Source organism: Streptomyces sp. NPDC002958 (genome assembly GCF_055563255.1).
The window spans coordinates 45,628-71,892 of record NZ_JBVHDS010000028.1 but is presented as its reverse complement, the minus strand read 5'-3'; the positions used below and the strand labels follow the sequence as shown (position 1 = coordinate 71,892).

The window sequence follows — 26,265 nt, the reverse complement described above, 5'->3', positions numbered from 1 at the left end:
CGTCGAGTACGAAGCCAACTACTACATGGAATCAACGAAACCCCAGGTCACAACCACAATCTGAGATCTCTACCGAACCCGGGGCGGTTCACACCGCCATCTGGCACAACGACCAGAGCGGACAGCCCGTCCTGCGCTCACTGACCGCCTACGACCACTAACCCTTGGGACCGATCATCTGGTTGGACGGTGCCAGGGTGCGCAGGACATCGAACTCGTTGCCCTCGGGATCGGCCATGACCACCCAGCTCCGGCCGGGGCCCTGGCCCGCGTCCACCTTGGCGGCGCCGAGGCCGAGCAGCCTGGCCACCTCGTCGTCGGTACTGCCGTCGATCGGGCTGACGTCGAGGTGGAGCCGGTTCTTCACGGTCTTGCCCTCGGGCACCCGGATGAACACCAGAGTGGGCGGCATCTGGCGGGCCCGGACCTCCTCGACGGTCGGCACCCAGGAGCCGATCTCGACCTTACCCTCGCTCCGGTCGATCACCTTGAAGCCCAGGACCGCGCACCAGAAGGCCGCGAGCCTCTCCGGATCGTGGCAGTCGACAACCAACTCAGTGAACCTACTGGTCATTACTCCTCCAGACAGTACGGACGGGATAGAACACCGGCACCGCCACCCCTACGGAGGTTGCGGCCGCAATCGCCGACGCGATCCCTGATCCGCCAGTAGCGTCGACTGCCCCACCACCGTCAACAACCTCTCAGGGACCATGACACCGCAACTCGCACAACCCGTCATCGATACCCACGTCATCCTCCGCACGGGCGACAAGCTGCTGCTCTCCCAACGCGGCGGCCCATACGGATACGGCCGCTGGCACCTGCCGTCCGGCGAGCTCGACCAGGGCGAGCCCCTGCCGGACGGGGCCGCCCGTGAGCTGATGGAGGAGACCGGGGTATCGGTCGACCCCGCACACCTGTGCCTGGTGCACGTCGTGCACCACAAGCAGAGCGACACCGTCGAACGCATCGGGTTCTTCTTCCTGGCCACCGAGTGGACCGGAGAGCCCGTCAACCGGGAACCGGACAAGTGCCTGGCCCTGGAGTGGCACACCGTGCACGACCTACCCGAAGACATCATCAAATACCCCAGGGAAGGGCTCCTCGGATACCTGGGCGGCGACGGCAGAGCAATGACGGAACACGGCTGGAGCTGAACCTCCGTACAAGGCCGGACTCCCCCATGAGAGGAGTTCTGCCCGCTCGTCGGTGGGCCCCTCTCGCTGTGCGCGAGTTCCAGGAATCTGGGCGGCCCTTGGCCCCGAACCTACGTGCAGGTCGTGATTTCGCTGTCTTGTCGGAGCGGGTTCCGGATCCTACGGCTGTCCTTCGAGGCCGGCCTGGGCGCGACTCGGCTGGCGGTTCCCGCGACCAGCGGCTGGAGGGGTGCGCGGCCGTAGGCGCTCGCCCTGGGGTCCGAACATGATCAGGTACTCGACCGGTCCGCCGGGGCTGGCGTTCGCCACCCCGTGCGGGGTGCGGGTGTCGAACTCGGCGACATCCCCGGGGGTCAGGATGAGGTCTTGGTCGCCGAGGGCGAGCCACAGCCGCCCGTACAGGACGCACAGCCACTCGTGGCCGTCATGGGAGACCTGACGGGGCCGCGCGGGCGGGTCCTCGAGGGCGGGCAGGACGTGCTTGTGGGCGTGCAGGCCGCCGACGTACCGGGTCAACGGCAGCACCGCCTTGTCGTCGCCGAAGCTCAGCGGCGCCGTAGCGTGCGGCTCGGCCGCGGGGGCGGGTGCGCTGCCGGCCAGCTCGTCCAGGGAGACGCCGTACTCCTTCGACAGGTGCAGCAGCACCTCCAGGGTGGGCTTGCGCTGGCCGGTCTCGATCCGGGACAGCGTGCTCGTCGAGATGCCGGTCGCGCAGCTGACACCGGCGAGCGTCGCGCCGTGGTGCTCGCGCGCGGCCCGCAACCGGGTCCCCATCGCGGCCAGCGTGCCGTCCACGTCGTCGACTGCCACCTTTCCCGCTCCTTCTTGCTGTGCCGCTCCACCGCTCTGCCCTGCGAGTTTGCCAGAATGGCAACGCTGATCGCGTCGGGCGGGTGCCTCGCCGCATGATCGATGGGTAGCCGCGTCCGCCCGCGAACCGAGGAGAAGCCCATGCAGCCCGAGCCGACCGCCGAGCTCCGCCACCGTACCGTCGAGGCCCCGGCCGGGCGCCTGCACCTGGTCGAGCAGGGCACCGGCCCGCTGGTCCTGCTCGTGCACGGCTTCCCCGAGTCCTGGTACTCCTGGCGCCGCCAGCTCCCGGCCCTCGCCGCGGCCGGCCACCGGGCGGTGGCGATCGACGTGCGCGGCTACGGCCGCTCCTCCAAGCCGGAGGCGACCGACGCCTACCGGATGCTCGACCTGGTGGAGGACAACGTCGCCGTCGTGCGCGCCCTCGGCGAGGAGAAGGCAGTGGTCGTCGGCCACGACTGGGGCTCCAACATCGCCGCCGCCTCCGCCCTGCTCCACCCCGAGGTCTTCCGCGCCGTCGGCCTGCTGAGCGTCCCCTACGCGCCGCCCGGCGGCCCCCGCCCCACCGACATCTTCGGCCAGATCGGCGGCCCCGAGCAGGAGTTCTACGTCTCCTACTTCCAGGAGCCCGGCCGCGCCGAGGCGGAGATCGAGCCCGACGTCCGGGGCTGGCTCGCGGGCTTCTACGCGGCCCTGTCCGCCGACACCATGCCCGCCCAGGGCGAGCCCGACCCGCACTTCGTCGCCCGCGGCGGCGGCCGGCTGCGCGACCGCTTCCCCACGGGGGCCCTCCCGGCCTGGCTGAGCGAGGACGACCTCGACGTCTACGCCGGGGAGTTCGAGCGCACAGGGATCACCGGCGCACTCAACCGCTACCGCAACATGGACCGAGACTGGGAAGACCTCGCCCCGCACCGCGGAGCCCCGATCAAGCAGCCGTCCCTGTTCATCGGCGGCGCCCTGGACGCCTCCACCACCTGGATGTCCGACGCCATCGACGCCTACCCCACCACCCTCCCCGGCCTGTCGGCCTCCCACCTCTTGGACGGCTGCGGCCACTGGATCCAGCAGGAGCGCCCCGAGGAGGTCAACCGCCTGCTGACCGACTGGCTCGCCACCCTCCAGGGCTGAACCAGGCGGGCTACCTGGGGAGCTTGGCGGTTCGTTCGGGGTGGGCGGCGGTGACGTAGCGCATGGCGGTCTGCTGGGCGATGCCGAACAGCCGCATCAGCCTGAGCGGGTAGCGCGTTCGGCTGCTTCGTTGAGGATGCGGTCTTGTCTCAGGCCGCTCAGTGTCAGCCCGCGGGAAAGGGCTCCGCTCAGGGTGCCGATGCTGACGGCCGGGTGGTCGGGTCAACCGCGCTCTTCTGGCTGACCAGCAGGTGGGGGTTGGACGAGGCCGGCCAGCGGTGGTGGCGGTAGGTCGTCCAATCGGCGGCGAGTTGGTGGGTGAGCTCCTCTAGGTAGAGGGTGTGCCGCAGCAGACCGCGCCGGACTTCTCTGTTGAATGCACGCGATCAGTTCGTCGAGGTCCTGGCCGTCGTCCATGACCGCCAGCATGGCAGAGCGCCCGCCCCGGAGCGGGAGGGCGGGCGCTCAGTCTCGAAGGGCGGGTCACCGGAACAGGGCGATGGCCCCCCGTCGCGGCGCCCATGACGCCGGCCATCGCTCCGACCATGCCGAGGGGCCACCGCCGGGCCTTGAGCGCGTCGACCTCGGTCCCCAGCGCGTCCAGGGACCTCTGCGTCTCGTTGCGGAGGCGTACGAGGTCCTGCTCGGTACGTGTGGACCGCTCGACGAGGACAGCCAGACTGCCTTTGACCTCAGCGAACCCCGTCGTGACCGTCCCCCGCAATCTCTCCAACTCGACCGCAACGGCCTGCGCTTCCGGCTCCGGCGGCGTACTCATCGGCGGCTCTGCCTGACCCGCTCGGCGATGTCGTCCGTCGACGAGTACTGCGGAGGCCGGGCGCCGGTGGCACCGTTCGGACATACCGGAACGCTCACCAGCCGGGTGTCCACGGACCGGTCAACGAGCGTGCTGCACTCCTCCGTGAACAGGGCCGTGTAGTCATTCGTCTTGAACTTGCTCGAATCGTGGATCGCGCCGAGGTTGACCTCTTCCGCGCCCGATCTGGAGCGAGCCGGCCGGGTACATCAGGAACTTGACGGTCTCGGGCCAGACGGTGGCCGGGTCCTTGGCGCCGATCTCGGTCGGGACGGCCGGGGCCAGGCCGCGCGCCCACTGGATACGCACGCCGAGCGGGCTGAACAGGTCCTGGACCATGCCCGGGTTCACCTCGCGGAGGGAGACGCCGTTACGGCGGGCCAGGTCGGTCAGGAAAAGGTTCTTGGACCACCACGGGAACACGACCTCGAGGGCGGTGGACTCGCAGAGGCTGTGCCGCTCGATCATGTCGGCGGCCTGGAGCGCCACGGCCTCGAACACGGAGCTCACCGCACCGAACGACTCCGGCATCGTGACCGGCGTCGCCAGGTTCAGGGCGTCCTGGAACAGCTCCTGCCTGAGGCGGATCTCGTGCGCGATCATGCTATTGCGCAGGTACCAGGAGACGAGCTCCGGGAAGTGCCGCTGGGTCAGGATGCCCGCTTCGAGGCACACACCGATCGCGCGGCAGCGGACCTCGGTCGGGTCCGGGCACGGGACCTTGAAGCACGGCTTCGTCGCGCCGCTGATGTCGTCGGCCTCGGTGTGCACCCACGTGAGCGCGGACACATCCAGGCTGGGCGGCTTGTAGTAGCGCAGCCCGCCGCGGGAGAGCTGGCTCTCCGGGGCGTCCCACAGCATGTCCGGGCACGCCGTGTCCGTCAGCTCATAGATCGTCTCGCTGGGGGCGCACCACCCGCCGGACGCCATGAGCTCCTGCTGCGGGAGGCGGCGCTGCGACGACGCGGCGAGCGTGACCGTGGTGCCCTCCGGCGCGGACGACGAGTCCGTGACGATGGGGTCCTGCGAGTACGGATGCCGGTAGCTGATGACTTGGCCGGCGCCACCGCCAGCGGTCTGCAGGGCGTTGGCGCGGGAGATGATCCCCGAGGTGATCTGCCCGAACTCCAGGGCGGCCCCCGGCGTGTACCCGGGGACGTCCACGGCCGCGGTGATGACGGTCGTCGGGGCGGGCGGCTCGGGCAGCACACGCGCCTGCACAGCCCGCACCGAGGCGAGGTTGAGTGCGTGCCGCTTCACTACGGACGCTGACGCAGCAGCCTCCGGGGCCGGGGGTCCTGCGGCTCCACGGCCGGCGGCTCCACGGCAGGAGCCGCCGCCGGGTCCTCGCCCCGGACCTTCGCGGCCAGTTCCTCGATCTCCGCCGCGGTGGCCTTCGCGGCGCTGATCCGATCGTGCTGCTCCTGCCGCATCGCCTCGATACCGGAGGTGAGGGCGCGCAGGGCCGTGATGCCGTCGGTGGTGACGAGGTTGGACTTGGCCTTGGCGTCGAACGCTTCGACAGCGTCCGTCAGGGCGGCAGCAAGCTGCTCGTCGTCCAGTGTGTTGAGGTCTGCGGGGAGCTCGAACGGCTCGGGCATGTCAGATGTCTCCTGTGTGAGCACCTGACACAACCCTGAACCAGCTGTCGTCTAGGAATATTAGCCGCACGGGCGGCCGACGCGGCGTCAAGGCCCCACCACCCGCCGCAGGCTGTTACGCGGGCTCAGGTGGGAGCCATGCTGTAGGATCCCGCGATCCGTGCCATAGAGCATCGCTCTGACCTGCGGCTTTCGAAGCTGTCTCACGACATGTCATGGCGAATTCGTCTCAAGAAACGTGTCATTTCCTCAGGCGCAGGCCGAGGTCTCTGGCCTGCACCCACGGAGACTACTTATGGTTCGGGGCCTTCGTGAAGTCTGCGGTCAGTCGATTTTCCTGGGCCCGTAGTGGGCGACTGCCGCTCCTGTCTGCAAGGCCCCGTAGCGGTCTCCGTATGACCAGTGCCACCACTCTGTGGGGTAGTTGACCAGGCCAGCAGCGGTTAGCGCAGTGCTCAGGATGTCCCGATGGAAGCGAGCCTCGTCGCTGATGTTGTCGGCCTGCTTATGACAAGCGCCCGCGCTCTCCTCCGAGAGGGCTTCATGCGAGTGCCCATGTCAAGCTCGCGCCCATCGTCGTTAGCGAGCGTCAGGTCAACAGCTGCCCCGGCGCTGTGCGGTGCGATCTCGGGCGGGGACACGTAGCGGCTGGCTGGCTGCCGACCGGACCTGCTCAGCAGCCCATTCCGGGTGCCGGCTCGCAGTTGGGCTGCGTACTCGTCGAAGTAGTGACGTTGGAGGGATGGCGGACGATACCCCTCGACAAACAGCAACCGCTCCCTTGAGACAGCTGTGCCTGTACTTTCCTGGAAACTCCTGAAAAGCACACGAGCTGAATTCTCAACAACCCTGCAGCCCTCCCAGCGTGTCCCTCCTTCGAAGAAGCGCAAAGTATGGAAAATTTCTCCCGTTCCAGAAGGGCAGAGCATTTCCGCGGAAAATCCGGCTTCCCGATTAATCGCGAGAGAGCAACGGGACCTGACTAGTCATCAAAAAGGGAGAATCAATTGTCACTTCGCGAAGAAGGTATGCAGCTTACGAGGAGAGACTTTGGACTCCTTTCCATGGCCACAGGCCTATGCGTGGCGGGGTTGGGCAGCGGGGTGTCGAGAGCGGCCACCTCACCTGGAGTCTCCAAGCGCACGACCCCCGAGCTTGCAAAGTATGTTGATCCCTTGCCGAGGCCGCCGAGGGCCATCCCGCTCCCAAGCGAGGAAGCCGCCTTTCCCGGCGTCGACTATTACGAGATCACAATGCTCCAACGTTCGTGGCAGTTCCATCGAGACCTAGGCATGGCCACCACATGGGGCTACTGGGCTAAGAACCCGAAAGACCCAGACGGACGGATGATCGGCATGGGGTACCTGGGGCCCACAATCGTCGCCAGAAGAAACTGCCCCGTGGTCGTCAACTACCGCAACGAACTGCCGGCCACCCATCTCTTCCAGTCCAAGGTCGACGAAATGCGCCGGAATGGACTCACTCACGGCATTCCAGAAGGAGTCAACGTTCCGACCACCGTGCATTTGCACGGGAACTTCACACCACCTCAGTCTGATGGTCTTGCCGAACAGTGGTACACGGCGGACGGCAAGCACAAGGGCCCGAAATACTTCACATTGGAGGGGGCTCAGGACAACGAGGCGATCTATGCGTACCCCAACGACCACCAATCGTGCTTGTTTTGGTATCACGACCACGCGTTGGCATTCACTAGGCTAAACGTCTATGCGGGACTGGCCGCCCTCTTTGTGCAACGTGACGACGTTGAAGAGAGTCTCAACCTGCCGCGAAACGATTTCGAGGTTCCTCTTGTCCTGCAGGACAAGAGCTTCAACTCAGACGGTTCGCTTCTGTACAATCTGGACGTGGAAGATGGCGGCGAGATTCCGGTCGTAAATGGGAAGGCGTATCCGTTCCTTGCCGTCGAACCCAGACGCTACCGGTTCCGCGTTCTCAACGCATCCAACTCGCGATTTTGGCGCCTACGGTTCGAAGTTGGTAAGAAGCGCCTGCCGTTTTGGGTGATCGCGGCCGACTCCGGCTTCCTCCCCAATAAGCCGCTGAAGGTAAAGAGCACCCTGCTGGCACCGGCCGAGCGGATCGATCTGATCGTCGACTTCACCGATGTGCCACTCGGCACGGAGGTCACACTATCGAACTTCGACGCTCCAGTTCACTTTCCCAATGGTGGTGGCCCGGTGATCGGCGAGATCATGCAGTTCCAGGTGACCGAACCGCTGTCCCGTCCAGATCAGACAACGCCGCCCAAGAAGCTCTTTCTGCCGCCGGTCAGGCCACTCCAGCCATCACCCGGAGTAACTCGGCGTCAGTTCGTTCTGATTCAGCCTAAAGGTGACGAGTATACGCACGATAATCCCTACCTCATCAATTCGCTACCTTTCACGGCGCCAAACGAAGACTTCGTCAAGGTGGGAACAACTGAGATCTGGGAGTATGTAAATCTGACGCATGATGCCCACCCGATGCACAACCACCTCGTCCACTTCCAGGTACTTAATCGGCAGAGGTTCGATAAAGCCGCCTATGAGCGGGACTATGTAGAGTGGATTGAATCAGGCCGAACGCCAGAAGCCAAGCCGGAGTTGGATAAGTATCTCACAGGACGGCCGTTCCCCCCCGATCCGGAAGAATTGCTGGCTCCGAAGGATACCGTCAAGGTCTATACCGACACGGTGACCAGGATTATCCAACGGTTCGATGTGCCATCCGGAATTCCCGGCATCTCGGGTAGCGGGACCACGTTGCCGGCGGAGTACATGCAGCACTGTCACATCCTGGAACACGAGGACAACGACAAGATGCGCCCGTGGGCGGTCGTCAAAGACGAAGACAGCTCGGGCGACGTTTCCTCACACGGCGAGGCGCAGAATCATGAAGACGGCCACGCAACGCGGTCATGATGAATCTACTCATGTCAGCCCGGTAACACGAACGCCACCAAGCTTGGGCTTGTTCCAGGTTCAGATCGCTGTTGGTCAAATCGCTCCGCCGGAGTGGCTCGGGACGGTAGACATCCGGGGTGACGCGAGGTGATCCGACGGATGCAGAGTGGGAGTTGTTCGAGCCACACCTGCCGCTCGGCGTGCGCGGACCGATCCCTGACACGGCCTGGAGGAGCGCGGCGGTGATCTGGCCGACCACGTCCGGAGCCTCGGCGTTGTCGGGAGCGGTGACGGGTTCGGGCTGGGGGGTGGGCTCGTCGAGGACTGCCGCGGCGGCGGTGAGCGCCAGGTTGGCCCGGTCGATGACAGCGGCGGCGGTGAGCGGCGAGGAGTGACCGGGGACCGGCACGGACAGCACGGCCTTGAGCTGCCAGCGCCCGTCCCGGCCTTGGGTCATGTGGTAGCTGGGCTGGCACGCCTGGAAGACAGTGCGGTCTCAGGGGGACAGCCAGGGCGCGGCGGCACCGGAGAACCACATGCCGCCGTCGTTCATGCCGACGGTGACAACGGCGCCGACGGTCCGTGTGTCGTCGAACTGGCACACCGCGGTCTCGCACTTGTACCCGTCGCGGTGATACCGACGTTCATCGTCATCACACCGGCACGGACCTCGGTCCCGTCGTCGAGGCGGAACTTCGTCCTCAGGAAGTGGCTGTAGTCGAGGCCTCGCGCGGCGAGTTTCTCGATGGTGACTTTCCGGCCGTGCGCGGCGTGCGGTACGCCGGCCTGGGCGACCCAGCCGTACGCGCGGCCGTCAACGATGTGGACGCCGCCGCTTCCCGGGGGCAGCTCCTCGCGGGTGGGCTCGCGGAACCACTCGGCGGGCATGGGGCCCTCGGCCTGGATGGCGTGCCAGGCCGATGCGATGATCTCGTCGCCGTGCTCGTCGTACAGGGCGTCCAGGGATGCGCCGGCAGTGGCCGTCTCCTGGCCGTCGTGGGCGGGCAGCTCCAGGTCTCCGGTGGCGGCGGCCGTCGCATGACCCTCCGGGATGGCGCTGACGCCGACATACAGGCCGCGGCCGATCCGCAGAACGGCGCCGTCCTTCAGGGCCCGCATGATGTGCGCGCGGACGTCCTCCAGGGCCAGGTCGAGCCTGTCGGCGAGCTCGCGGGGGCTGGGAAGTCCCCGGACTTCTCCTCGTGGAAGACGGCGGCGTCGTTCGGGTCGGAGTCTCCGGCGGCCGCGGTGAGCTGGTCACCAAAGACGCGGCGGGCGGTCGCGGCGGTGATGGTGCCGCCGGGCCGGTGAACAGCATGACGGTGCGGGCGCTGTGCGCCATCTCGGCACCGGACGCGGTCCAGTCGGCACTGGTACGGCCGGTGATCATCCACGTGCCGTCAGCGAGGCGCATGGCGCTGGCAGACGCGAACGACGCCTCCAGCACCGTGCCGGGTTCGTCGTCGGGGCTGGTGGTGGGTCGACGAGCTGTACGTCCACGTCGTCCAGGTCAACGGACACGCCGAGCGGGGCGTCCTGGTCGAGGAGCGTGAAGGCGTCGAACCCGGCAGCCTGGGTCAGGTAGAGGACGCCGCTGCCGGTGATGCGGCTGCTGTCCCGGCCGATGGTGTGGATGGCGCCGGCCAGCTCCGCACCCTGGTGCCCCTCGCCCATCGCTTCGGCGTACTGGAGCGGCCAGGGGCCGTTTCCGTCCCAGTCAGGGCGCCGGGGGCGAAGACCCGGCCGTCGCCGGTCTGTTCGTCCTCGAATGCGAGGGCGGTCATGTCGGGGGTGGACCAGTTGCGGACGGGCGGCGGTGAGGTGTCCTGTGCCGCGGATATGGGCGTGCCCATGGGTTCCTCCTGTTCGGGGCCGATCGGGATGTCGTGGTGGTCGCCGCCGAACGCGATCCGGATGCGGTCGAAGACGACCGGGCCGAGTCGCTCACCCATGAGCTCGAACGGCCATGTCTCTGCGCTGTAGACCGCCGTCGTATGGGCGACCCACGGTGAGTGCTGGGCGGGGGTGTCGGGCCGGTCGTGGGTGTCTTCGAGGGCCTGGACGGCGATGGCGCGCGCGTCGTGGAGGGCGGGGCCGTCGCTGTCGCGGTCGTCGCCGACAGCCCACACCCAGGCCGGGGAGTCGGAGTCGGGGTTCCAGTGGTTCACGCCGAACGTGCGGCCGGTGATGGGGCCGGGGAGTGCGGCGGCCTGGGCGCGGATGCTGTCGATCAGCTCGCTGCGCTGGTCGTCCGTCCAGGCGGAGGCGTGCGCCCTGGTCAGCGCGGGGGTTCTGAGCCCGCACGCGGGCGAGTCGGCGGGCTAGCGGCACGTACGCATGCCTGCGGGGCCGGGGCCCGATTTCCGTCCGCCGGCTCAGCGCTTCGCTCGACGGTGGGCCAGGAGCGCGCCCATGACCAGCCCGACCAGCAGGGTCACGGTCAGTACCGTCCAGAGCGGCAGGGTGACGACAGGGACCCACAGCCGGATGTCGACCGACTCGGTGTTCCCTGCGATGAACCAGATCGCAATACCTGTCAGCAACACGATCCCGATGGTGCGTATCCGTACGTCCCGGCCTTTGACGGTCAAGGTCGGCGGGGCGTGCGGTCGAGACGTCTTCGGTGCCATGGTTCCAGTATTGGGCGATTCAGGCACTCAGTCCTGACGGATCGCATGCGTCACTCGCTGCGCCGCGGGCTTATCGGCAGCCACCGGCCGCGCCCGTACGACATGGTGCGACCGTGGCGGGTCAGGGCATGCCGCCCTGCCAGTCCCACCGGTCGCAGTCGCCGCCCCTGGGCCCGTACTCCGCTCGACCGCCGGGGCCGAACCGCCCGATCTCCGTGTTCAGCGCCGCTCCCTCGCGCAGCGCTGTCTCCGTCCAGCCGGTCACGTCGAGGAGCAGCCCGTCGAGCGGACCGCCCACCAATTCCCGGTAGGAGTGACCCGGCTGGGGTCCCGGGTCGGGATCGTCGTGGTCGGCGCCATACACACGCCGCTGCCGCATCAGCTCATCCATGGGGGCAGGATTGCACCCGGCACTGACAATCGCGGTGGACCGGAAACCTCACTGCCCGGCCCGGTGCGTCAAGTGCGCCTCGATGCCCGTGATCGTCTCTGCGTTGGACTCGAACAGGAACCCCCGCATACCGGCGGCCACCGCCGCGGTCACGTTGGCCGTGACATCGTCGATGAAGAAACAGTCCGCGGGCCCGGATCTTCCGGGCAGATGGGGCCGAAAGTCCCTGCCGTACGGCGCGTGCGCGTACCAGCCTGAAACCTGTACCGCCGGAACCTGGAGGAAGATCATGACCAGTAACGAGTTTCCCGTGATCGCAGCCGTCGACGGCTCGTCGCACAGTCGCGAGGCACTCGACTGGGCCGCCCACGAAGCCGTCCGCCGGGGGCTCGCTCTGGTGATCGTGCACGCCCGGACGCCGACCCGGCGCACCGGCCAGGAGACGCAGCAGCACGAGACCGAGGACCTGCTCGCCCAGTCCGTACGGAGGGTGGCCAGGATCGCTCCGGAACTGCACCCCGCGACGCTCACCCCGCTGGACTTCCCTTCGGCGGCGCTCACCTCGCTCAGCCGTGATGCGTCGCTGGTGGTCGTCGGCTCGCGCGGCCTGGGCGGTTTCCGGTCCCTGATGCTCGGCTCCAACAGTCTGGCGACCGCATCGATGGCCAAGTGCCCCGTCGTCGTCATCCACAGCGGACGCTCGGACGAGGACGAGGACGAAAGGGCAGGGGAGACGGCGGAGGCCTTCCCGGACATCGTCGTGGGTGTGGCCGCCGACGAGAGCAGTGAAGCGGTGCTGGAGTTCGCCTTCGCAACGGCCGCTTCCCGGCCGGGTGCACGGCTGCGGATCGTACACGGCTGGACGATGTTCTCCTCGATGCTTTCCGGCGGCCCCGTCTTCGACCGGGACGCGGCGGCGGATGCGGCCGAGCGGACCCTCGCCGAACTCACCGCCGGTTGGCAGGTGAAGTACCCGCAGATCGAGGTCGTCAAGGAACCGGTCAGCGGCTCCGCTTCACGCACCCTGGTCACGGCATCGGCGACCGCGGCGCTGACCGTGATCGGGCGGCGCAAGGGCGGTGAATCCCTCGGGCTCGGGCTCTCCCCCGTCGCCCAGACCACGCTCACGCACGCGCTCGGCCCCGTGGCCGTGGTGCCCTGCTGACAGCGATACCTGGCCGCCGTGCGTGCATGCCTCTTGGCCTCGGACGCCGACGGGCAGACACTGACCCGATGACACAGCGCGTGGATCTCGCGACCGTGATGGACCGGCTGTCCATCGATGCAGTGATCACCGGCTATGCGAGGGCGGTGGACGACGGCGAATGGGCGGACTACCGGGCCCTGTTCACCGCGGACGGGCGCGCCGACTACCGCAGCGCGGGCGGTGTCGAGGGGTCCGCCGCGGAGGTCGCCCAGTGGCTTGCGGAGACCATGCGACTCTTCCCCGTACGCCAGCACCTGATCGTCAACCGCCGACTCGACATCCAGGACCTGGGCGGGTACCCGGGCGACCGCGCCGAGGTGGGGGCCGACTACCTCAACCCGATGCGGCTGGAGAGCACGGTGGGCGGTGAGAACGGCCCCGGGGTACGGGCGACCGCACCGAACTTCGTCTCCGGCGGGCGATACGCCTTCGCGCTGTCGCGTACGGGGAGCGGCTGGCGGATCCGAACCGTGACCGTCCACGAGAAGTGGCGCGGCACAGCGGAATCCCTCGCGCCGCGCTGAGCCCGCCCTGCAGCGCTTCCGCTTCCCCGCGCCGGGGAAGAACTGCGTAACGGGTGACCAGGGAGGACACTGCTGATCAGCAGGACGAGGAGGCGCGGCATGCGGATTCCGGTCGGTCGGCGGGAGCAGTGGGATCGGATGCTGCGGTCCGGCCGGTGGCGCGGGTGCCTCGCACTGCTCGCGGGCGCGCTGCCCGCGCTCGCGTTCCCCGCCCCTTCCCTGTGGTGGCTGGCCTATGTCGCTCTGGTGCCGTGGCTGCTGCTGATCCGGTCCGCCGGTACAGGACGCCGGGCGGCGCTCGACGGCTGGCTCGGCGGGATCGGCTACCTGCTCGCCGTGCATCACTGGCTGATGCCGAGTCTCCATGTGTTCATCGTGATCCTGGCGGCCCTGCTCGGTCTGCTGTGGGCGCCGTGGGGGCTACTGGTCTTCCGGATACTGCGCGGGCCGGTGTCCGCCGCGGCCGCCGCGACCGCGGTCGTCGTGGTGCCGTGCGGCTGGCTGATGATCGAACTGGCCCGCTCCTGGGAGGGGCTCGGCGGTCCCTGGGGACTGCTCGGCGCGAGCCAGTGGCAGGTGGCTCCGGCACTGCGCGTGGCCTCCGTCGGCGCGGTGTGGCTGGTGAGCCTTCTGTTGGTGGCGGTGAACACCGCCGTCGCCCTGCTGTTCGTGACCGCCGCCGCCCGTACGGTCGCCGTCGTGGGCATCGTGGTGTGCGCCCTGACCGTGGGGGCGATGGTGGTGTGGGCACCACGGCCCGAGCAGTCGGGCGTGGCCAGGATCGCCGTCGTGCAGCCGGGCGTGGTCGCGGGTGCCCACAGTGTGGAGCGTCGGCTCGCCGTCGGTGAGCGGCTGACCGGCTCGCTGGCGGGGCGCGGCGTCGATCTGGTGGTGTGGGGCGAGAGCAGTGTGGGTGTGGACCTCTCCACGCACCCCGATGTCACCGCCCGGATCGCGGCTCTCTCGCGTCGGGTGGGCGCGGATGTGCTGGTCAATATGGACGCCCGGCAGGCCGACGGGCCGGGGCGGGCGGGGATCTTCAAATCCGCTGTGCTGGTGGGTCCCGACGGACTGACCGGGGACCGTTACGACAAGATGCGGCTGGTGCCGTTCGGTGAGTACGTCCCGGCCCGGTCGGTGCTCGGCTGGGCCTCGTCCCTGGGCAGGGCTGCGGGTGAGGACCGGCTGCGGGGCGCCCGCCCGGTGACGATGTCCGTCCCCGGGGCGGCCGGGGGGAACGGTCTGCGCATCGGGCCGCTGGTCTGCTTCGAGTCCGCGTTCCCCGACATGAGCCGACGGCTGACCCGGGACGGTGCGCACCTGCTGATCGCCCAGTCGTCGACCTCGTCGTTCCAGCACAGCTGGGCGCCCGAACAGCACGCCTCGCTCGGGGCACTGCGGGCCGCCGAGAGCGGCCGCCCGATGGTGCATGCCACGCTCACCGGTGTCAGTGCGGTGTACGGCCCCCAGGGCGCGCGGATCGGTGCCCCGCTGGGTACGGGTACGAGCAGGGCCGCCGTGTTCGACGTACCGCTGGCGTCCGGTACGACGCTCTATGTACGGCTGGGCGACTGGCCGGTGCTGGGGGCGTCGGCGGTGCTGACCGTGTTCTGCGCGTTCGAGGGGGTGCGGTCGCTCAGGAGGCGTCACCGGGCAGGGCCGGCCGGTGCGCTGCGTGAGGCGGCTCCGGCGCTTGCCGAACCCACCGGTCGCACCGAACCCACCGGTCGCTCGGGTCGCACCGGTCGCGCCGGGCCGTGAGCCCTGGAGCGGGGTCCGGCCGGGCTATCCGGGGCCGTTCACGGAGACTATGCGGCCCTGGGCATCGACGGTGAGCGAGATCCGCTCGACCTTGTTGGTCACGGCCAGCACCAGCCACACGGCACCCCAGAGAAAGCAGGTGAACACCATCAGGATGGCGTGCAGCACATGGTTCAGCGGGCGGCCCCGGACCATGACGACCTGCGTCTCGGAACGCGACTCCACACGCCAGCCGCTCGCGATCCGCTGATTGACCGCCCAGTCGAGGATCAGCCCGCGCTGCATCGCGTCGGGCGGCCGCCCGTCGGCCGAGTAGTAGCCGGGCGGCGGCTGGAGTGCTCCCCAGCCCTTTGGCTCGTCGTGGGGCCTCACGAGGTCACCTCCACGGGCCGGTGGTCCATCTCCCCAGCCTGCATCGGAGCGGGGCCCGACGCATCCCGGGGCCGCGGGCCCGGGATGGACACCGGCTCCGGGGCTGTCCGGCGAATCAGGGCCGGACAGCCTAGGCGCAGTCCAGGTCGCGGAGGATGCGCTCGCACAGCTCATGTGTCTGCAGGGCGTCCGCGGCGCTCAGCACCTTTCCGGCCCGCACGGCGTCCAGGAAGGACAGCACGCTCTGCTCGATGCCGCGCTGGCGGGCCACCGGCACCCAGTCGCCGCGCCGCCGTACACTCGGCTGCCCCTTGTGATCGATCACCTCGGCGAGGTTGACGACCTCGCGCTTGGAGTCCTGGCCCGAAACCTCCAGCCGTTCCTCGGTCGAGCCGCTGAGCCGGTTCATCGCGCCGACGGCGGTGAATCCGTCACCGGACAGCTGCAGTACGACATGGTGCATCAGACCGTCGCGGATCCTGGCCTGTACGACAGTGTGCTCGATCGGCCCCGGCACCAGGAAGCGCAGGGTGTCGACGACATGGATGAAGTCGTCGAGCACCGCGGTGCGTGGTTCCTCGGGCAGGCCCACCCGGTTCTTCTGCATGAGGATCAGCTCGCGCGGGTGCTCGGCGCACTGCGCGTATCCGGGCGCGACCCTGCGATTGAAACCGACGGCGAGGCTCACCCCGCGCTCTTCGGCCAGGCTCACCAGTCGCTCGGAATCGGCGAGTTCATAGGCCAGCGGCTTGTCGACGTACGTGGCGACGCCCGCGTCCAGAAGTCGGCCCACGATCTCCGGGTGTACGGCGGTGGGTGCGTGGACGAACGCGGCGTCCAGGCCCTGGGCGAGCAGCGATTCGAGGTCGGTGTGGCACTGCCCGGGCGGGATCCGGTGGGTCTCGGCGACCGTGGTCAGGGTGGCGGGGGTGCGGGTCTGGAGGTGAAGTTCGACCCCGGGAAGGGTCGTCAGAACCGGCAGATACGCCTTCTGCGCGATGTCGCCGAGCCCGATGCAGCCGACCTTCACAAGGGTCTCCCTCTCACTGTTCAGCGCCGACCGGCGCGGTGTCCACCGGGTGTGGATGCCCCGTCGAGCTCATAGAGCCGATGTCTGCCGCGGTGACCTCGGCGCGTCCTTCGCCCGGGCAGCATACGTGTGCTGCGGCGCCCACCGGTCCGCGATGCTGTCGAAGGTGCGCGGGACGCGCGTGGGGTCGAACCGCGAGACGGTCCGCATCAGTGCGTCGCGCAGCCGCCACGGCCGGGGCGCCGGTCAGCCGAACCGGCGCATCGGCTCGGCACTTCTCGTCGTCGGTGTCATGGGCCCCGGCGGGGGCGACGGCAGCCCCCGTTGGCCTGGACCCGGCCGTTTTTGAGCGACTGGGTTTCCCCCAGAGGGCACCGCGCCTCCAGGTCTCGTGCGGGGCGAAGGGGCGCTCGGTCGCGGCGGCGCTGTTCGTACGAGTACGAGAGGTCCGGCGGCCGCTCGGTACCGGTATCTCACTCGCCATCGCGAACTGCTCATCTGCCGCTACGGGTTCGCGTTGGAGGCCACCCGATGCCCGGAGCTGCGGAAGTTCTTCGCGCGACGGGCCGGCGGTTCCGCGAGCCGCTGATGGCACTGATGACGGCGACCGGGTCGCCCGAGCCCGAGCGGCACATCCTGTCCCTGGTGGCCCGGTGCGAGGGGGCCGATGTTCTCGTGCGCCGCAGGGTCGTACCACCGCTCCGCACCGGCCCAGAAGGAACTCCGTACCGGCTGCGCCGAACTGCTGCGCGGGATGCTCGGGCCTCAGGGAACGTTGCGCTGACCGGCGTCACTCGTGCGGGCCATTCCCCGCTCCCCGGCTCACTCGAAGCCGGGTCCGCACAGCAGAGTTGATCAGGTGCAACGAACCAGAATCACCGTGAAGCTCCTTGTCGGCGTGGCGGTCACGACACTGTCCGGCTGTGTGTCCGTGGCGCCGCAGCCGGATGTTCCGCCCCGGCCCGGGACCAGCAGGCCCGCCCAGGACCTGGCGCCACAGATCGTGCGGCCACCGGTCCACGACAGTCTGGGCGCCGTACCGGCCCCCGAGCCGTCCGCCCCCGCGTCCACCCCGGCGACCGGCAAAGCGCCGGACACCCGCCGCGCGGCGCACCGCGCACCGCAGGAAGGGAAGCACCCCGGCGCTGCACGGCCTCGGCCGCGTCAGGCCCCGCCCGCCATGACCGCGCCCGTCCCGGCCCCGCCGGCCCCCGTCACCGGGACGGACGTCTGCGCACTGGGACGGGGATACGGGCACTGGCCCGCAGGCAGCCCGCAGTCACGGATCTGCGAGAACGCCTACGGCCACTGACCCCGGTACGGGAGAGTCGAGCGGGTGGCCCGTCCACCGCGGACGGGCCACCCCTCACAGCTCCCGCAACCTCAGCTCCAGCCGCGCGATCGCCGCGCGGACACCTCCCCCGTATCCGTCGTCGGCCCCGTCGTCCGCGAGCACACCGGAGGCGGCACGCGCCCGGTCCAGATGGATCCGGGCCGCCTCGGGACGCTGGAGCTTCATATAGTCCGCCGCGAGGTTCAGATGGAGCGAGGGATAGAACGCCCGCACCGCCGGCGCATCGGAGTGCTGCGCCGCGCGCTCGTCGGTCAGGCTGCCGGCCGCGGTCAATGCCCGCAGGTCCCAGGCCAGCTCATCACCGGGGTCGTCCTGGGTGTCGGCCATGTAGTGGGCGAGAGTGCACCGGTGCAGGGCGTCCCCGTCCTCGCCGATCTCCGACCAGAGCACGCCGAAGCGATGGCGGGCCTCCTCCCGGTCGCCGCCGTGCAGCAGCATGATGGCCTGGCCGATCCTGGTCATGACGGCATCCTTCGATGCCTCCCGCTGCTCCGTCACTGCGGCCTCCCTGCGCACTCGTCCACCCGTTTCCGTTCGACGCTAGCCGCAGCCGCGGTCAATCCCGCTGAGGCTCCAGCGGGCGTCCCGCGCCGGTCCTCCGGGCCCGCCGCCGGCCCGGCCCAGAACTGCGGCGTCAGCCCAGGTCGGGGATGCGCCAGTCGATGGCCTCGTGTCCCTGCGCCGCCACGGCATCGTTGATCTGCGTGAACGGACGGGAGCCGAAGAACTTCTTGGCCGAGAGCGGTGACGGGTGCGCCCCCTTCACCACCGCATGGCGCTCCTCGTCGATCAGCGGAAGCTTCTTCTGGGCGTAGTTGCCCCAGAGCACGAAGACGGCCGGATCGGGCCGCGAGGCGACCGCGCGGATCACCGCGTCGGTGAACTTCTCCCAGCCCTTGCCCTTGTGCGAGTTGGCCTCGCCCGCCCGCACCGTCAGCACGGCGTTGAGCAGGAGCACGCCCTGCTCGGCCCACGGCATCAGATACCCGTTGTCCGGGACGGGCAGGCCGAGCTCCTCCTTCATCTCCTTGTAGATGTTCCGCAGGGAGGGCGGCGTCTTCACCCCCGGCCGCACGGAGAAGCACAGCCCGTGCCCCTGCCCCTCGCCGTGGTAGGGGTCCTGACCGAGGACGAGGACCTTCACCTTGTCGTAGGGCGTGGCGGCCAGGGCGGCGAACACCTGGTCGCGCGGCGGATAGACCGGCCCCTTGGCCCGCTCCTCCTCGACGAACTCGGTGAGCTCCTTGAAGTAAGGCTTCTGCAGCTCTTCGGCGAGAACGCCGCGCCAGGACTCGGGCAGCAGGTCGGTGTCGGTCACGTCAACAACCTCCGGTAGGTAATCATTTCTTCACCCGAGAACCTACCGGGGGCCACTGACAACAGACCTCGCGAGCCCTGCCGGGGCCTACCAGCTGGCCTTGCGGTACAGCTCCCACATCTGCATGACCGTCTGCGGGTCCAGAGCGCGTTCGCCGCCTCCGATGTCCTCGCCCGCGGCGACGTACAGCTTGCCCTGCCACAGCGGCAGCATCCGCACGTCGTCGACGAGGATCTGCTGGGCGCGTTCGAACTGCTCGCTGACCGCGCCCCGGTCGCTCTCCTTGCGGGTCTGCGGCAGCAGCTGCTCGGTGATCTCGCTCTTCATGTACGGCATCCCGGTGACGCTTTCCTTGCCCACGAAGGGGGCGATGAAGTTGTCGGGGTCCGGGAAGTCTGGGAACCAGCCGCGACCGAAGACGGGGTACTCGCCCTTGGTGAAGCCTTCCTGGAACTCCTTCCAGGGCTTGCTCTTCAGAGTGATCCTGAACAGCCCGGAGGCTTCCAGCTGACGCTTCAGCTCGTCGAACTCGGGGGCGGTGGAGGAGCCGTACCTGTCGGTCGTGAACCAGAAGGTCATCTCGACGGGCTCGGTGATTCCCGCCTTGACGAGGATCTGCTTCGCCTTGCCCTCGTCCGGGTCGCCGTAGGCGTCGAAGAAGCTGGTGGTGTGTCCGGCGATGCCCTTGGGAACCATGGAGTACAGCGGCTCGGCCGTGCCCTGGTAGACCTTGGCCACCAGCGCGTCACGGTCGACGAGCTGGGCGATGGCCCGCCGTACGGCCACGTTCCCGGCGGCCGTGTCCTCCGGGTTGAAGACCAGGAAGCGGATGTCCGCGCCGACCGTCTCGACCAGCTGCAGATCGCGGTTCTCGTCCTTGTTGTCTTCCAGGTTGTCTTCCAGGTTGACGACCTCCTCGGCGGTGAGGCCGCGGTAGATCGCGTCGATCTCGTTCTTCTTCAGTGCCGCGACCACGGGGGCGGAATCCTTGAAGTACCGGATGGTCACAGCGTCGTTCTTACGGTTGGCGAAACCCTTGTAGTCCGGGTTCTTCACCAGTTCGGCCCGATTTCCCGGCTTGTACGAATCGAGGAGGTAGGGGCCGGATCCGGTGACCCTTCCGTCGCTGCGGATCTTGTGCCTCGCATAGTCGCTGGGCGCCACCAGCGACATCGCGGGCGTGGCGAGGATGAACGGGAAGGTGGCGTCCGGCTTGGTGAGATGGAAGACGACGATGTCGTCCCCCTTGGTCTCGATCCGGTCGAGCGAGCCGAGCATGCCAACGGGGCCACCCTTGACGTTGATGGCCGTGATCCGGTCGATGGAGTACTTCACGGCCTCGGCGTCGAGCTTGTCCCCATTGGAGAATTTCAGACCCTCGCGGAGTTTGCACCGGTAGGCCGTGCTGGTGGTGTCGGTGAACTCGCACGATTCCGCAGCATCGGGCTCGGGGCTCGTGCTGCCGGTGGGAAAGCTCACCAGAGTCTGGAAGACATTCCGCATCATTTCCCAGGAGTTGTCCCACGCCGCCGCCGGATCGAGGGTGGAGAGCTCGCTGGTCGTACCGACGACTATCTCCTGTTCCGCTTTCGAGCCGCTGTCGGAGAAAAGTCCGCAGCCTGCCAGCAGAGAGAGGGAAGCAAGGACTGCAGCGGCCTGCAGACTGGCCCGGTAGAACACGTGAACGCTCCTCGATCAGCCATGGATCGGCAGACCATACCGCAGTGCCCCGTCGGGTCAATCCGCAGGCCCGACAGGGCACTTGAGTCAATCAGGGCTAAATCCGCTCAGGCTGTTCTCAGCGCACGCCCGCGTTCAGGAAGATCCCGCCGTCGACCACCAGGGTCTGCCCCGTGATCCAGTCGGACTGGCTCGACGTGAGGAACGCGGCGGCGCCGCCGATGTCCTCGGGGACGCCCAACCGGCCGAGCGGGTAGGCTGCGGCAGCCTCCGCCTCACGGCCCTCGTACAGCGCCTGGGCGAACTTCGTCTTCACGACCGCGGGGGCGATCGCGTTGACCCGGACGATCGGCGCGAACTCGTGCGCGAGCTGGAGGGTCAGATTGACCATGGCGGCCTTGCTCATGCCGTACGCGCCGATGAAGGGCGAGGCGGAGATACCGGCGACCGAGGCAATGTTGACGATCGCCCCACCGTTCTCCTTCTGCCACACCTTCCAGGTGTACTGGGCGAAGCCGAGCGCCGAGACCACATTGGTTTCGAAGACCTTGCGGGCGACATTGAGGTCGAGCTCCGCGATCGGGCCGAAGACCGGATTCGTACCCGCGTTGTTGATCAGGAAGTCGACACGACCGAACGCCTCCATGGTGCGCTCGACGGCCGCGGCCCGGTGCGCCTCGTCGTGCGCCTTGCCCGCCACGCCGATGACCCGGTCGGAGCCCAGCCGTTCGACGGCCTCCTTGAGCGCGTCCTCGCCGCGTCCGGTGATGCACACCCGGTCGCCGCGAGCCACGAGCGCCTCGGCGATGCCGTAGCCGATGCCGCGGCTCGCGCCCGTGATGAGCGCGACCTTCCCGCTGTCCTGCACAGTCATGATGCCCATAACCCTTCAGGTCAGTTGAGCGGTCCGCCGGCGACGTACATGACCTGGCCGGAGACGAAGCCGGCCTCGTCGCCCGTGAAGAAGGCGATGGCGTTGGCGATGTCCTCGGGGCGGCCGACGCGCTGCACCGGGATCTGGGTGGCGGCGGCAGCCTGGAACTCCTCGAAGCCCATGCCGACCCGCGCGGCGGTCTGCGCGGTCATCTCGGTGACGATGAAGCCGGGGGCGACGGCGTTGGCGGTGATGCCGAACTTGCCGAGCTCCTTGGCGAGGGTCTTGGTGAAGCCCTGCAGACCGGCCTTCACGGCGGAGTAGTTGGCCTGGCCACGATTGCCGAGCGCCGAGGAGGAGGAGAGCGAGACGATACGGCCGAACTCGGCGTCCACCATGTACTTCTGGACGGCCTTGGCCATCAGGAACGCGCCCTTGAGGTGCACGTTCATCACGGTGTCCCAGTCGGACTCGCTCATCTTGAAGAGCAGGTTGTCGCGGAGCACGCCCGCGTTGTTGACAAGGATCGTCGGGGCGCCGAGCTCGGTGGCGACCCGCGCGACGGCGGCTTCCACCTGGGCGCTGTCCGACACATCGCAGCCGACGGCGAGCGCGGTGCCCCCGGCGGCGGTGATCTTCTCGACGGTGTCCTTGCAGGCCGCCTCGTCGAGGTCGAGTACGGCGACGGCGCGGCCCTCGGCCGCCAGGCGTACCGCGGTGGCGGCGCCAATGCCACGCGCCGCTCCGGTCACGATGGCGACGCGCTGCTCGGTGGTGGACATGCTTGGTTCTCCTCGCCCTTGGATCGCGGCTCAGCGGACGTCGGGGCATCCCCGGCACGGAACCTTCGCGTGCGCGGAGCCTTCCCGATAACTGAGCAACCGCTTAGTACCTTCAGCAGACGAGACGCTAGAAGCCCTGACACTCGGTGTCAACGGCCCACGGCCGCAGGGGCATATGTCACACCCGGCGCCGCAGCCACCGCGGTGGCTGCGGTCGGCGCCGCGGGCGGCTGATCAGCGCACCAGCAGATCGAGCAGTCGTTCGACCTCGGCTTCCGGATCGGCCGTGAGGCCGCTGTGCACGGGGCTCGGCTGGACGACGGTGGAGCGGGGCGCGATCAGCCAGCGGAAGCGCCGACCTGCGTCGTCGCGGGCCGCCTGACCCGCGTCCGTACCGCCGCGGCACACGCCCTCGACGGCATGCAGGGCGGCCCGTACACCGACCACGTCGGCGGTCGGGTCCAGGGCCTTCAGCTTCGTCTCGTCGAGATGGGTACGGGCGGCGACGAAACCCCGCGCGCGGCAGTAGACGACCACGCCCGCGTTGAAGAACTCGCCGCGCTGCACGCGCGGCACCACGCGCAGCAGCGCGTACTCGAAAACATCGCGCTTGCTCACCGCTGGCCCTCCTTGTCGTTCTTCTTCTTGGCGGGGTGCGGCCACGGGGTGAGGTGTTCGGTGAGCCAGCCGGGGGCCTGGGACGGCTTGGGCTCGGTGGGGCCCTCCATCGTGATCCGCTCATGAATGCTCGCGGCGCGCGGCAGCAGCGCCTCCACATAGGCGCGGCGCAGCTCGTCCGTGGAGTCGAAGCCGGGCTCGTCCACCAGCCACTCGTCGGGGACGTCGGCCGCGACCTCGGTGAGCAGCTCCTCGGTGACCAGCGGGACCAGCTCGGCGGCCGCAGCCGCGATATCGGGGGCGAACGGGGCGAGCGCGTGGTCCGAGGCGTTGTACGGCTTGGCGGCGGAGGCCTGGGCGCCGGGCCAGTTGTGGTGCCAGATCATGGTGGCACCGTGATCGATGAGCCACAGGTCGCCGTGCCAGATCAGCATGTTCGGATTGCGCCAGGACCGGTCGACGTTGTTGATCAGCGCATCGAACCAGACGACGCGTCCTGCTTCCCGGGAGTCCACCTGGTAGGCGAGCGAGTCGAAGCCGATCGAGCCCGGCAGGAAGTCCATCCCGAGGTTGAGCCCGCCGCTGGCCTTCAGGAGCTCCTGCACTTCCTCGTCGGGCTCGGCAAGCCCGATGACCGGGTCGAGCTGGATCTGTACGAGGTCGGGGACGCGAAGCCCGAGCCTGCGGCCGAGCTGTCCGCAGATGACCTCCGCAACCAGTGTCTTACGGCCCTGTCCGGCGCCGGTGAATTTCATGACGTAGGTGCCGAGGTCGTCGGCTTCGACGATTCCGGGCAGCGATCCCCCCTCCCGCAGGGGCGTGACGTAGCGGGTCGCTGTGACTTCGGTGAGCATTTTCCCAGGCTATACGGCTCAGATCCCTGGAGATCCACGGACCGAGGTCAGGGCCGTACAGCCTGGGGAATCACCCCGATCAGCCCTGGGGAGAATCTGGGGAGTTTTGGCCGGCGACCCGTTTTCCGAGTCGCGGAGTCGGCGGGCCGACTTCGGCCGCTTCTTGCGGGCGAAGTACGTCGACGGCGGCAGCTCCAGCATCCGGGAGACGGGATCGACCCCGAGACCTTTGTCACGCAGGTGGTCGATCACTTGCTCGGCCCCGTCCGGGGCCGGTCGATCTCCTGGGAAAAACACCGAGGCGGCTTTGAGGATCTCGTTCGCCCGCCTCAACTCCGCCACTTCTTTGCCAGGTTGCCTGAGCTCGTCCTGCTCGGCGGTGGTCAGCCGGTCGTCGCGCTCGCCGCGGTCGGCCTCGGCCTCGCGGACCCAGCCGCGCAGGGCCTCCTTGTGAATGCCCAGGTCCTTTGCCACGTGGGCGATGGGGCGGCCGGTGGCGCGGACCTCACGGATCGCACGCTCGCGAAGCTCGTCGGAGTATGTACGGGGTGCTGCCATGGTGCTGGTGGTTCTCCTCCGCCAGGACGGTAACCCTGGCATCAGGGACTCCACACATTTCAGTACAGCTCAAAGCGGGCTGCACCGGCCTGCGCATCCTGCGCGCTGCCGTGACCCAGATGAGCGAGGCGTTCCAGGGATGCGCGTCGGTGCTGCTGACGCTGGCCGACGCGATCGGCGCCGCGCAGCGCAACGACGAGCGGGGCGTGGACAGTTGCTGGAGCAGAAGAAGATGCTCGGCGGCAAGGACGGTTTCTTCGACGACCTGCACGAGAACGACGAGGAGGAGTGGGACCGCGCGAACGCCGCCCACTTCGGCTCCTACGCGGTCGACCTGATGCACGACGCCGTCTCCGAGGCACAGGAGGCCACCCGCGTCGCGGCCCGGGACCTGAACAAGTGGGCCGCCGAGGCACGGGCCGGGAAGATGGAGACCAGCGAACTCACCGCCGTCGACAAGCTGATGCTCGCCGACACCGGCGTCGCGGGCGCCGACACCGAGCTGAACGAGATCCTCACCGCCGGCGACCTGGCGCGCGCGTCGACGCGGATGGACCTGCTGAGCCTCGACGACGAGACGGCCATGGAGCGGATGCTGGCGAAGTCGGACACCCCACAGGAGCGGGCCTACCTGATGAAGGCCCTGGCCGCCGGCCACAGCGTCGCCGAGATCGGCGCGTTCCAGGACAAAATCCACGGCAAGGACCCCGACTGGCTGCGCCGGCATCTCACTCCGGTGGTCACCGCCGCGGACAGCATGAACGACGAAGGCCTGGCGCCGGACGGCTCGAACAACAACAAGGACTACGTCACGTTCGACGGTCAGCGGTGGATCCAGGGCCGCGACGGCTCCGAGGGCACCTGCGTGGCCTCGTCCACCGTCACGTCCCGCGCCATGGTTGACCCCTTGTACGCGCTCGACCTCACCGGCGGCCCCGACGGGCAGCAGGACGACCCCGACGCCTTCAAGCAACGACTGGTGGCCGAACAGCACCGACTGCACACCGAAGGTGACGGCGGCGAGAACTGGGGCGGCATGGGGTCCGAGGGGCAGGAACGGATCAACGACGCCGCCGTCGGCAGTGCCACCGGCAGTGACTACGAGCGCCAGGACCTGGACAACGCCGCCGACCGCAGGGCGGTCCTCACCGAAGTCGAGAAGTCGGTGGCGCAGGGGCATCCGGTGCCGGTCGACGTCAAGGGCGAGAAGAGCGCCCACGCGATGACCATCATCGCCCAGGAGGGTGACATGCTTCAGGTGTACAACCCCTGGGGCTCGACCACCTGGGTCAGCGAGGACGACTTCATCAACGGCCACATGGGCAAGGCTTCCAACAGTGATCTCCCCAACGCGTACAGCGTCTATCTTCCGCGGTAGCAGGGGCGGTGCCGCGATCGCGGCGGCCGCGCTCCTCGCTCTCGCCACGGGCTGCGGCTCGGGCACCGACGAACCGGCCGGTGGCTCCACGAGCCGCCCGACGAGCCACCCGGTGAAAGACACCAGCATCACGGCCGAGCCGGGCGAGCGCTTCACGCTCACCGTCGACCAGAACGCCTCCACCAGCGAGTACTGGTACCTGGTCGACCCCGAGCCCGACAGCTCGGTGCTCGTCAGCCGCGGCCAGGACTACGCGTCGGACTCCGGCGACGAGCCGGTGGCCGGTGCCGGCGGCCGGCTCACCTTCATTTTCGAGGCCATGGGCAAGGGGACCACCCGGTTCACTCTGCTGCACTGCACCTTCACCACGTGCCAGGGCAACAACTCCACGCTGCCCCCCGAGACCACCGGACCCTCCGCCACCCCGAGCACGGGGGCGGGCTCCAACTCCAAGGCTCCCGAGCGCATCACCTACACCGTCACCGTCAACTGAGCCGCAGCGGACCAGT

31 protein-coding genes and 3 pseudogenes are annotated in these 26,265 nt (G+C 68.6%); 13 read left to right on the top strand and 21 right to left on the bottom strand.

The annotated features are described in order from the left end of the window. Nucleotides 1–157: 157 nt before the first annotated feature. Complete coding sequence (locus ACZ3IC_RS29985) at nucleotides 158–574, bottom strand: VOC family protein (RefSeq protein ID WP_467421231.1); 417 nt, start codon at nucleotides 572–574, stop codon at nucleotides 158–160. A 139-nt stretch (nucleotides 575–713) separates the two neighbouring features. Between ACZ3IC_RS29985 and ACZ3IC_RS29980 the strand changes: the two genes are divergently transcribed. Beyond that, the gene (locus ACZ3IC_RS29980) at nucleotides 714–1,160 is read left to right on the top strand and encodes an NUDIX hydrolase (RefSeq protein ID WP_467421230.1); all 447 of its coding nucleotides are present in this window, start codon (nucleotides 714–716) and stop codon (nucleotides 1,158–1,160) included. A 159-nt stretch (nucleotides 1,161–1,319) separates the two neighbouring features. Here the strand turns inward: ACZ3IC_RS29980 and ACZ3IC_RS29975 are convergent, their stop codons facing one another. Beyond that, a complete protein-coding gene (locus ACZ3IC_RS29975) occupies nucleotides 1,320–1,970 on the bottom strand; it encodes a helix-turn-helix domain-containing protein (RefSeq protein ID WP_467421228.1) in 651 nt (216 codons plus the stop codon). A 141-nt stretch (nucleotides 1,971–2,111) separates the two neighbouring features. Between ACZ3IC_RS29975 and ACZ3IC_RS29970 the strand changes: the two genes are divergently transcribed. After that, the gene (locus ACZ3IC_RS29970; protein ID WP_467421225.1) at nucleotides 2,112–3,101 is read left to right on the top strand and encodes an alpha/beta fold hydrolase; all 990 of its coding nucleotides are present in this window, start codon (nucleotides 2,112–2,114) and stop codon (nucleotides 3,099–3,101) included. 10 nt (nucleotides 3,102–3,111) lie between these two features. On the opposite strand, the pseudogene ACZ3IC_RS29965 reads toward ACZ3IC_RS29970, so the two are convergent. Further along, a pseudogene (locus ACZ3IC_RS29965) lies at nucleotides 3,112–3,469 on the bottom strand (hypothetical protein); the annotation flags it as partial. 131 nt (nucleotides 3,470–3,600) lie between these two features. Here ACZ3IC_RS29965 and ACZ3IC_RS29960 point away from each other — a divergent pair. Then, entirely contained in the window at nucleotides 3,601–4,041 is a 441-nt protein-coding gene (locus ACZ3IC_RS29960; protein WP_467421223.1) for a hypothetical protein, read from the top strand. On the opposite strand, the pseudogene ACZ3IC_RS29955 reads toward ACZ3IC_RS29960, so the two are convergent. The 3 genes and pseudogenes from ACZ3IC_RS29955 to ACZ3IC_RS29945 all read right to left on the bottom strand — a co-directional run. After that, a pseudogene (locus ACZ3IC_RS29955) lies at nucleotides 4,042–5,268 on the bottom strand (major capsid protein); the annotation flags it as partial. Beyond that, on the bottom strand, nucleotides 5,178–5,519 hold the full coding sequence (locus ACZ3IC_RS29950) for a hypothetical protein (protein WP_467421220.1): 342 nt from the start codon (nucleotides 5,517–5,519) through the stop codon (nucleotides 5,178–5,180). The pseudogene ACZ3IC_RS29955 and the gene ACZ3IC_RS29950, both read right to left, overlap by 91 nt. 324 nt (nucleotides 5,520–5,843) lie before the next feature. After that, nucleotides 5,844–5,978 carry a hypothetical protein gene (locus tag ACZ3IC_RS29945; RefSeq protein WP_467421241.1) on the bottom strand — a complete coding sequence of 45 codons (135 nt, stop codon included), beginning with the start codon at nucleotides 5,976–5,978 and terminating at the stop codon, nucleotides 5,844–5,846. An 833-nt stretch (nucleotides 5,979–6,811) separates the two neighbouring features. Here ACZ3IC_RS29945 and ACZ3IC_RS29940 point away from each other — a divergent pair. After that, nucleotides 6,812–8,443, top strand: coding sequence for a multicopper oxidase family protein (locus ACZ3IC_RS29940; RefSeq protein WP_467421218.1), 1,632 nt, complete (start codon nucleotides 6,812–6,814; stop codon nucleotides 8,441–8,443). Nucleotides 8,444–8,667: 224 nt separating this feature from the next. Further along, nucleotides 8,668–8,820, top strand: coding sequence for a hypothetical protein (locus tag ACZ3IC_RS29935; RefSeq protein WP_467421217.1), 153 nt, complete (start codon nucleotides 8,668–8,670; stop codon nucleotides 8,818–8,820). 154 nt (nucleotides 8,821–8,974) lie between these two features. Here ACZ3IC_RS29935 and ACZ3IC_RS29930 read toward each other — a convergent pair whose 3' ends face one another. Next, nucleotides 8,975–9,544: a hypothetical protein gene (locus ACZ3IC_RS29930; RefSeq protein ID WP_467421214.1), complete on the bottom strand. Its 570-nt coding sequence runs from the start codon at nucleotides 9,542–9,544 to the stop codon at nucleotides 8,975–8,977. A 458-nt stretch (nucleotides 9,545–10,002) separates the two neighbouring features. Continuing rightward, nucleotides 10,003–10,593 (bottom strand): hypothetical protein, encoded by a 591-nt coding sequence (locus ACZ3IC_RS29925; RefSeq protein ID WP_467421212.1) that lies wholly within the window; start codon nucleotides 10,591–10,593, stop codon nucleotides 10,003–10,005. 16 nt (nucleotides 10,594–10,609) lie between these two features. Between ACZ3IC_RS29925 and ACZ3IC_RS29920 the strand changes: the two genes are divergently transcribed. After that, nucleotides 10,610–10,750: a hypothetical protein gene (locus tag ACZ3IC_RS29920; RefSeq protein ID WP_467421211.1), complete on the top strand. Its 141-nt coding sequence runs from the start codon at nucleotides 10,610–10,612 to the stop codon at nucleotides 10,748–10,750. A gap of 50 nt (nucleotides 10,751–10,800) precedes the next feature. On the opposite strand, the gene ACZ3IC_RS29915 is transcribed toward ACZ3IC_RS29920, so the two are convergent. The 3 genes from ACZ3IC_RS29915 to ACZ3IC_RS29905 form a co-directional block, all read right to left on the bottom strand. After that, entirely contained in the window at nucleotides 10,801–11,055 is a 255-nt protein-coding gene (locus ACZ3IC_RS29915; RefSeq protein ID WP_467421208.1) for a LapA family protein, read from the bottom strand. A 121-nt stretch (nucleotides 11,056–11,176) separates the two neighbouring features. After that, a complete protein-coding gene (locus ACZ3IC_RS29910) occupies nucleotides 11,177–11,446 on the bottom strand; it encodes a hypothetical protein (protein ID WP_467421206.1) in 270 nt (89 codons plus the stop codon). A 48-nt stretch (nucleotides 11,447–11,494) separates the two neighbouring features. After that, nucleotides 11,495–11,737 carry a hypothetical protein gene (locus ACZ3IC_RS29905; RefSeq protein ID WP_467421204.1) on the bottom strand — a complete coding sequence of 81 codons (243 nt, stop codon included), beginning with the start codon at nucleotides 11,735–11,737 and terminating at the stop codon, nucleotides 11,495–11,497. Between ACZ3IC_RS29905 and ACZ3IC_RS29900 the strand changes: the two genes are divergently transcribed. From ACZ3IC_RS29900 to lnt, 3 genes are all read left to right on the top strand, one after another. Continuing rightward, entirely contained in the window at nucleotides 11,736–12,611 is an 876-nt protein-coding gene (locus tag ACZ3IC_RS29900; protein ID WP_467421202.1) for a universal stress protein, read from the top strand. The genes ACZ3IC_RS29905 and ACZ3IC_RS29900 overlap by 2 nt on opposite strands. A 68-nt stretch (nucleotides 12,612–12,679) precedes the next feature. Beyond that, nucleotides 12,680–13,177, top strand: a complete 498-nt coding sequence (locus tag ACZ3IC_RS29895) for a nuclear transport factor 2 family protein (protein WP_467421201.1) — start codon at nucleotides 12,680–12,682, stop codon at nucleotides 13,175–13,177. 99 nt (nucleotides 13,178–13,276) lie between these two features. Beyond that, nucleotides 13,277–14,938: an apolipoprotein N-acyltransferase gene (gene lnt, locus ACZ3IC_RS29890; RefSeq protein WP_467421199.1), complete on the top strand. Its 1,662-nt coding sequence runs from the start codon at nucleotides 13,277–13,279 to the stop codon at nucleotides 14,936–14,938. 24 nt (nucleotides 14,939–14,962) lie between these two features. Here lnt and ACZ3IC_RS29885 read toward each other — a convergent pair whose 3' ends face one another. Both ACZ3IC_RS29885 and ACZ3IC_RS29880 read right to left on the bottom strand, forming a co-directional pair. Beyond that, nucleotides 14,963–15,310 (bottom strand): hypothetical protein, encoded by a 348-nt coding sequence (locus ACZ3IC_RS29885; protein WP_405689522.1) that lies wholly within the window; start codon nucleotides 15,308–15,310, stop codon nucleotides 14,963–14,965. Between the two features lie 130 nt (nucleotides 15,311–15,440). After that, on the bottom strand, nucleotides 15,441–16,340 hold the full coding sequence (locus ACZ3IC_RS29880; RefSeq protein WP_467421197.1) for a Gfo/Idh/MocA family protein: 900 nt from the start codon (nucleotides 16,338–16,340) through the stop codon (nucleotides 15,441–15,443). A gap of 451 nt (nucleotides 16,341–16,791) precedes the next feature. Here ACZ3IC_RS29880 and ACZ3IC_RS29875 point away from each other — a divergent pair. Together ACZ3IC_RS29875 and ACZ3IC_RS29870 are read left to right on the top strand one after the other, a co-directional pair. Further along, nucleotides 16,792–17,124, top strand: a pseudogene (locus ACZ3IC_RS29875) (TetR/AcrR family transcriptional regulator); the annotation flags it as partial. A 75-nt stretch (nucleotides 17,125–17,199) separates the two neighbouring features. Beyond that, complete coding sequence (locus ACZ3IC_RS29870) at nucleotides 17,200–17,652, top strand: hypothetical protein (protein ID WP_467421195.1); 453 nt, start codon at nucleotides 17,200–17,202, stop codon at nucleotides 17,650–17,652. Nucleotides 17,653–17,706: 54 nt separating this feature from the next. On the opposite strand, the gene ACZ3IC_RS29865 is transcribed toward ACZ3IC_RS29870, so the two are convergent. The 8 genes from ACZ3IC_RS29865 to ACZ3IC_RS29830 form a co-directional block, all read right to left on the bottom strand. Continuing rightward, the gene (locus tag ACZ3IC_RS29865; protein ID WP_467421194.1) at nucleotides 17,707–18,192 is read right to left on the bottom strand and encodes a hypothetical protein; all 486 of its coding nucleotides are present in this window, start codon (nucleotides 18,190–18,192) and stop codon (nucleotides 17,707–17,709) included. Nucleotides 18,193–18,328: 136 nt separating this feature from the next. Beyond that, the gene (locus ACZ3IC_RS29860) at nucleotides 18,329–19,012 is read right to left on the bottom strand and encodes a uracil-DNA glycosylase (RefSeq protein WP_467421192.1); all 684 of its coding nucleotides are present in this window, start codon (nucleotides 19,010–19,012) and stop codon (nucleotides 18,329–18,331) included. Between the two features lie 87 nt (nucleotides 19,013–19,099). Continuing rightward, nucleotides 19,100–20,692, bottom strand: a complete 1,593-nt coding sequence (locus tag ACZ3IC_RS29855; RefSeq protein WP_467421189.1) for an ABC transporter substrate-binding protein — start codon at nucleotides 20,690–20,692, stop codon at nucleotides 19,100–19,102. A 118-nt stretch (nucleotides 20,693–20,810) separates the two neighbouring features. Continuing rightward, on the bottom strand, nucleotides 20,811–21,566 hold the full coding sequence (locus tag ACZ3IC_RS29850) for an SDR family oxidoreductase (RefSeq protein ID WP_467421187.1): 756 nt from the start codon (nucleotides 21,564–21,566) through the stop codon (nucleotides 20,811–20,813). 20 nt (nucleotides 21,567–21,586) lie between these two features. Continuing rightward, entirely contained in the window at nucleotides 21,587–22,348 is a 762-nt protein-coding gene (gene fabG / locus ACZ3IC_RS29845; protein ID WP_467421185.1) for a 3-oxoacyl-ACP reductase FabG, read from the bottom strand. 234 nt (nucleotides 22,349–22,582) lie between these two features. Further along, nucleotides 22,583–22,966, bottom strand: coding sequence for a DUF3037 domain-containing protein (locus tag ACZ3IC_RS29840; RefSeq protein ID WP_467421183.1), 384 nt, complete (start codon nucleotides 22,964–22,966; stop codon nucleotides 22,583–22,585). Next, on the bottom strand, nucleotides 22,963–23,820 hold the full coding sequence (locus ACZ3IC_RS29835) for a HipA family kinase (protein ID WP_467421181.1): 858 nt from the start codon (nucleotides 23,818–23,820) through the stop codon (nucleotides 22,963–22,965). The genes ACZ3IC_RS29840 and ACZ3IC_RS29835 overlap by 4 nt, the downstream gene beginning before the upstream one ends. Nucleotides 23,821–23,838: 18 nt before the next feature. Beyond that, complete coding sequence (locus tag ACZ3IC_RS29830; RefSeq protein WP_467421179.1) at nucleotides 23,839–24,378, bottom strand: transposase; 540 nt, start codon at nucleotides 24,376–24,378, stop codon at nucleotides 23,839–23,841. Nucleotides 24,379–24,592: 214 nt separating this feature from the next. Between ACZ3IC_RS29830 and ACZ3IC_RS29825 the strand changes: the two genes are divergently transcribed. Together ACZ3IC_RS29825 and ACZ3IC_RS29820 are read left to right on the top strand one after the other, a co-directional pair. Continuing rightward, nucleotides 24,593–25,756: a peptidoglycan-binding protein gene (locus ACZ3IC_RS29825; protein ID WP_467421178.1), complete on the top strand. Its 1,164-nt coding sequence runs from the start codon at nucleotides 24,593–24,595 to the stop codon at nucleotides 25,754–25,756. Nucleotides 25,757–25,868: 112 nt separating this feature from the next. Then, nucleotides 25,869–26,249: a protease inhibitor I42 family protein gene (locus ACZ3IC_RS29820; protein ID WP_467421177.1), complete on the top strand. Its 381-nt coding sequence runs from the start codon at nucleotides 25,869–25,871 to the stop codon at nucleotides 26,247–26,249. The last annotated feature ends 16 nt before the right edge of the window (nucleotides 26,250–26,265 follow it).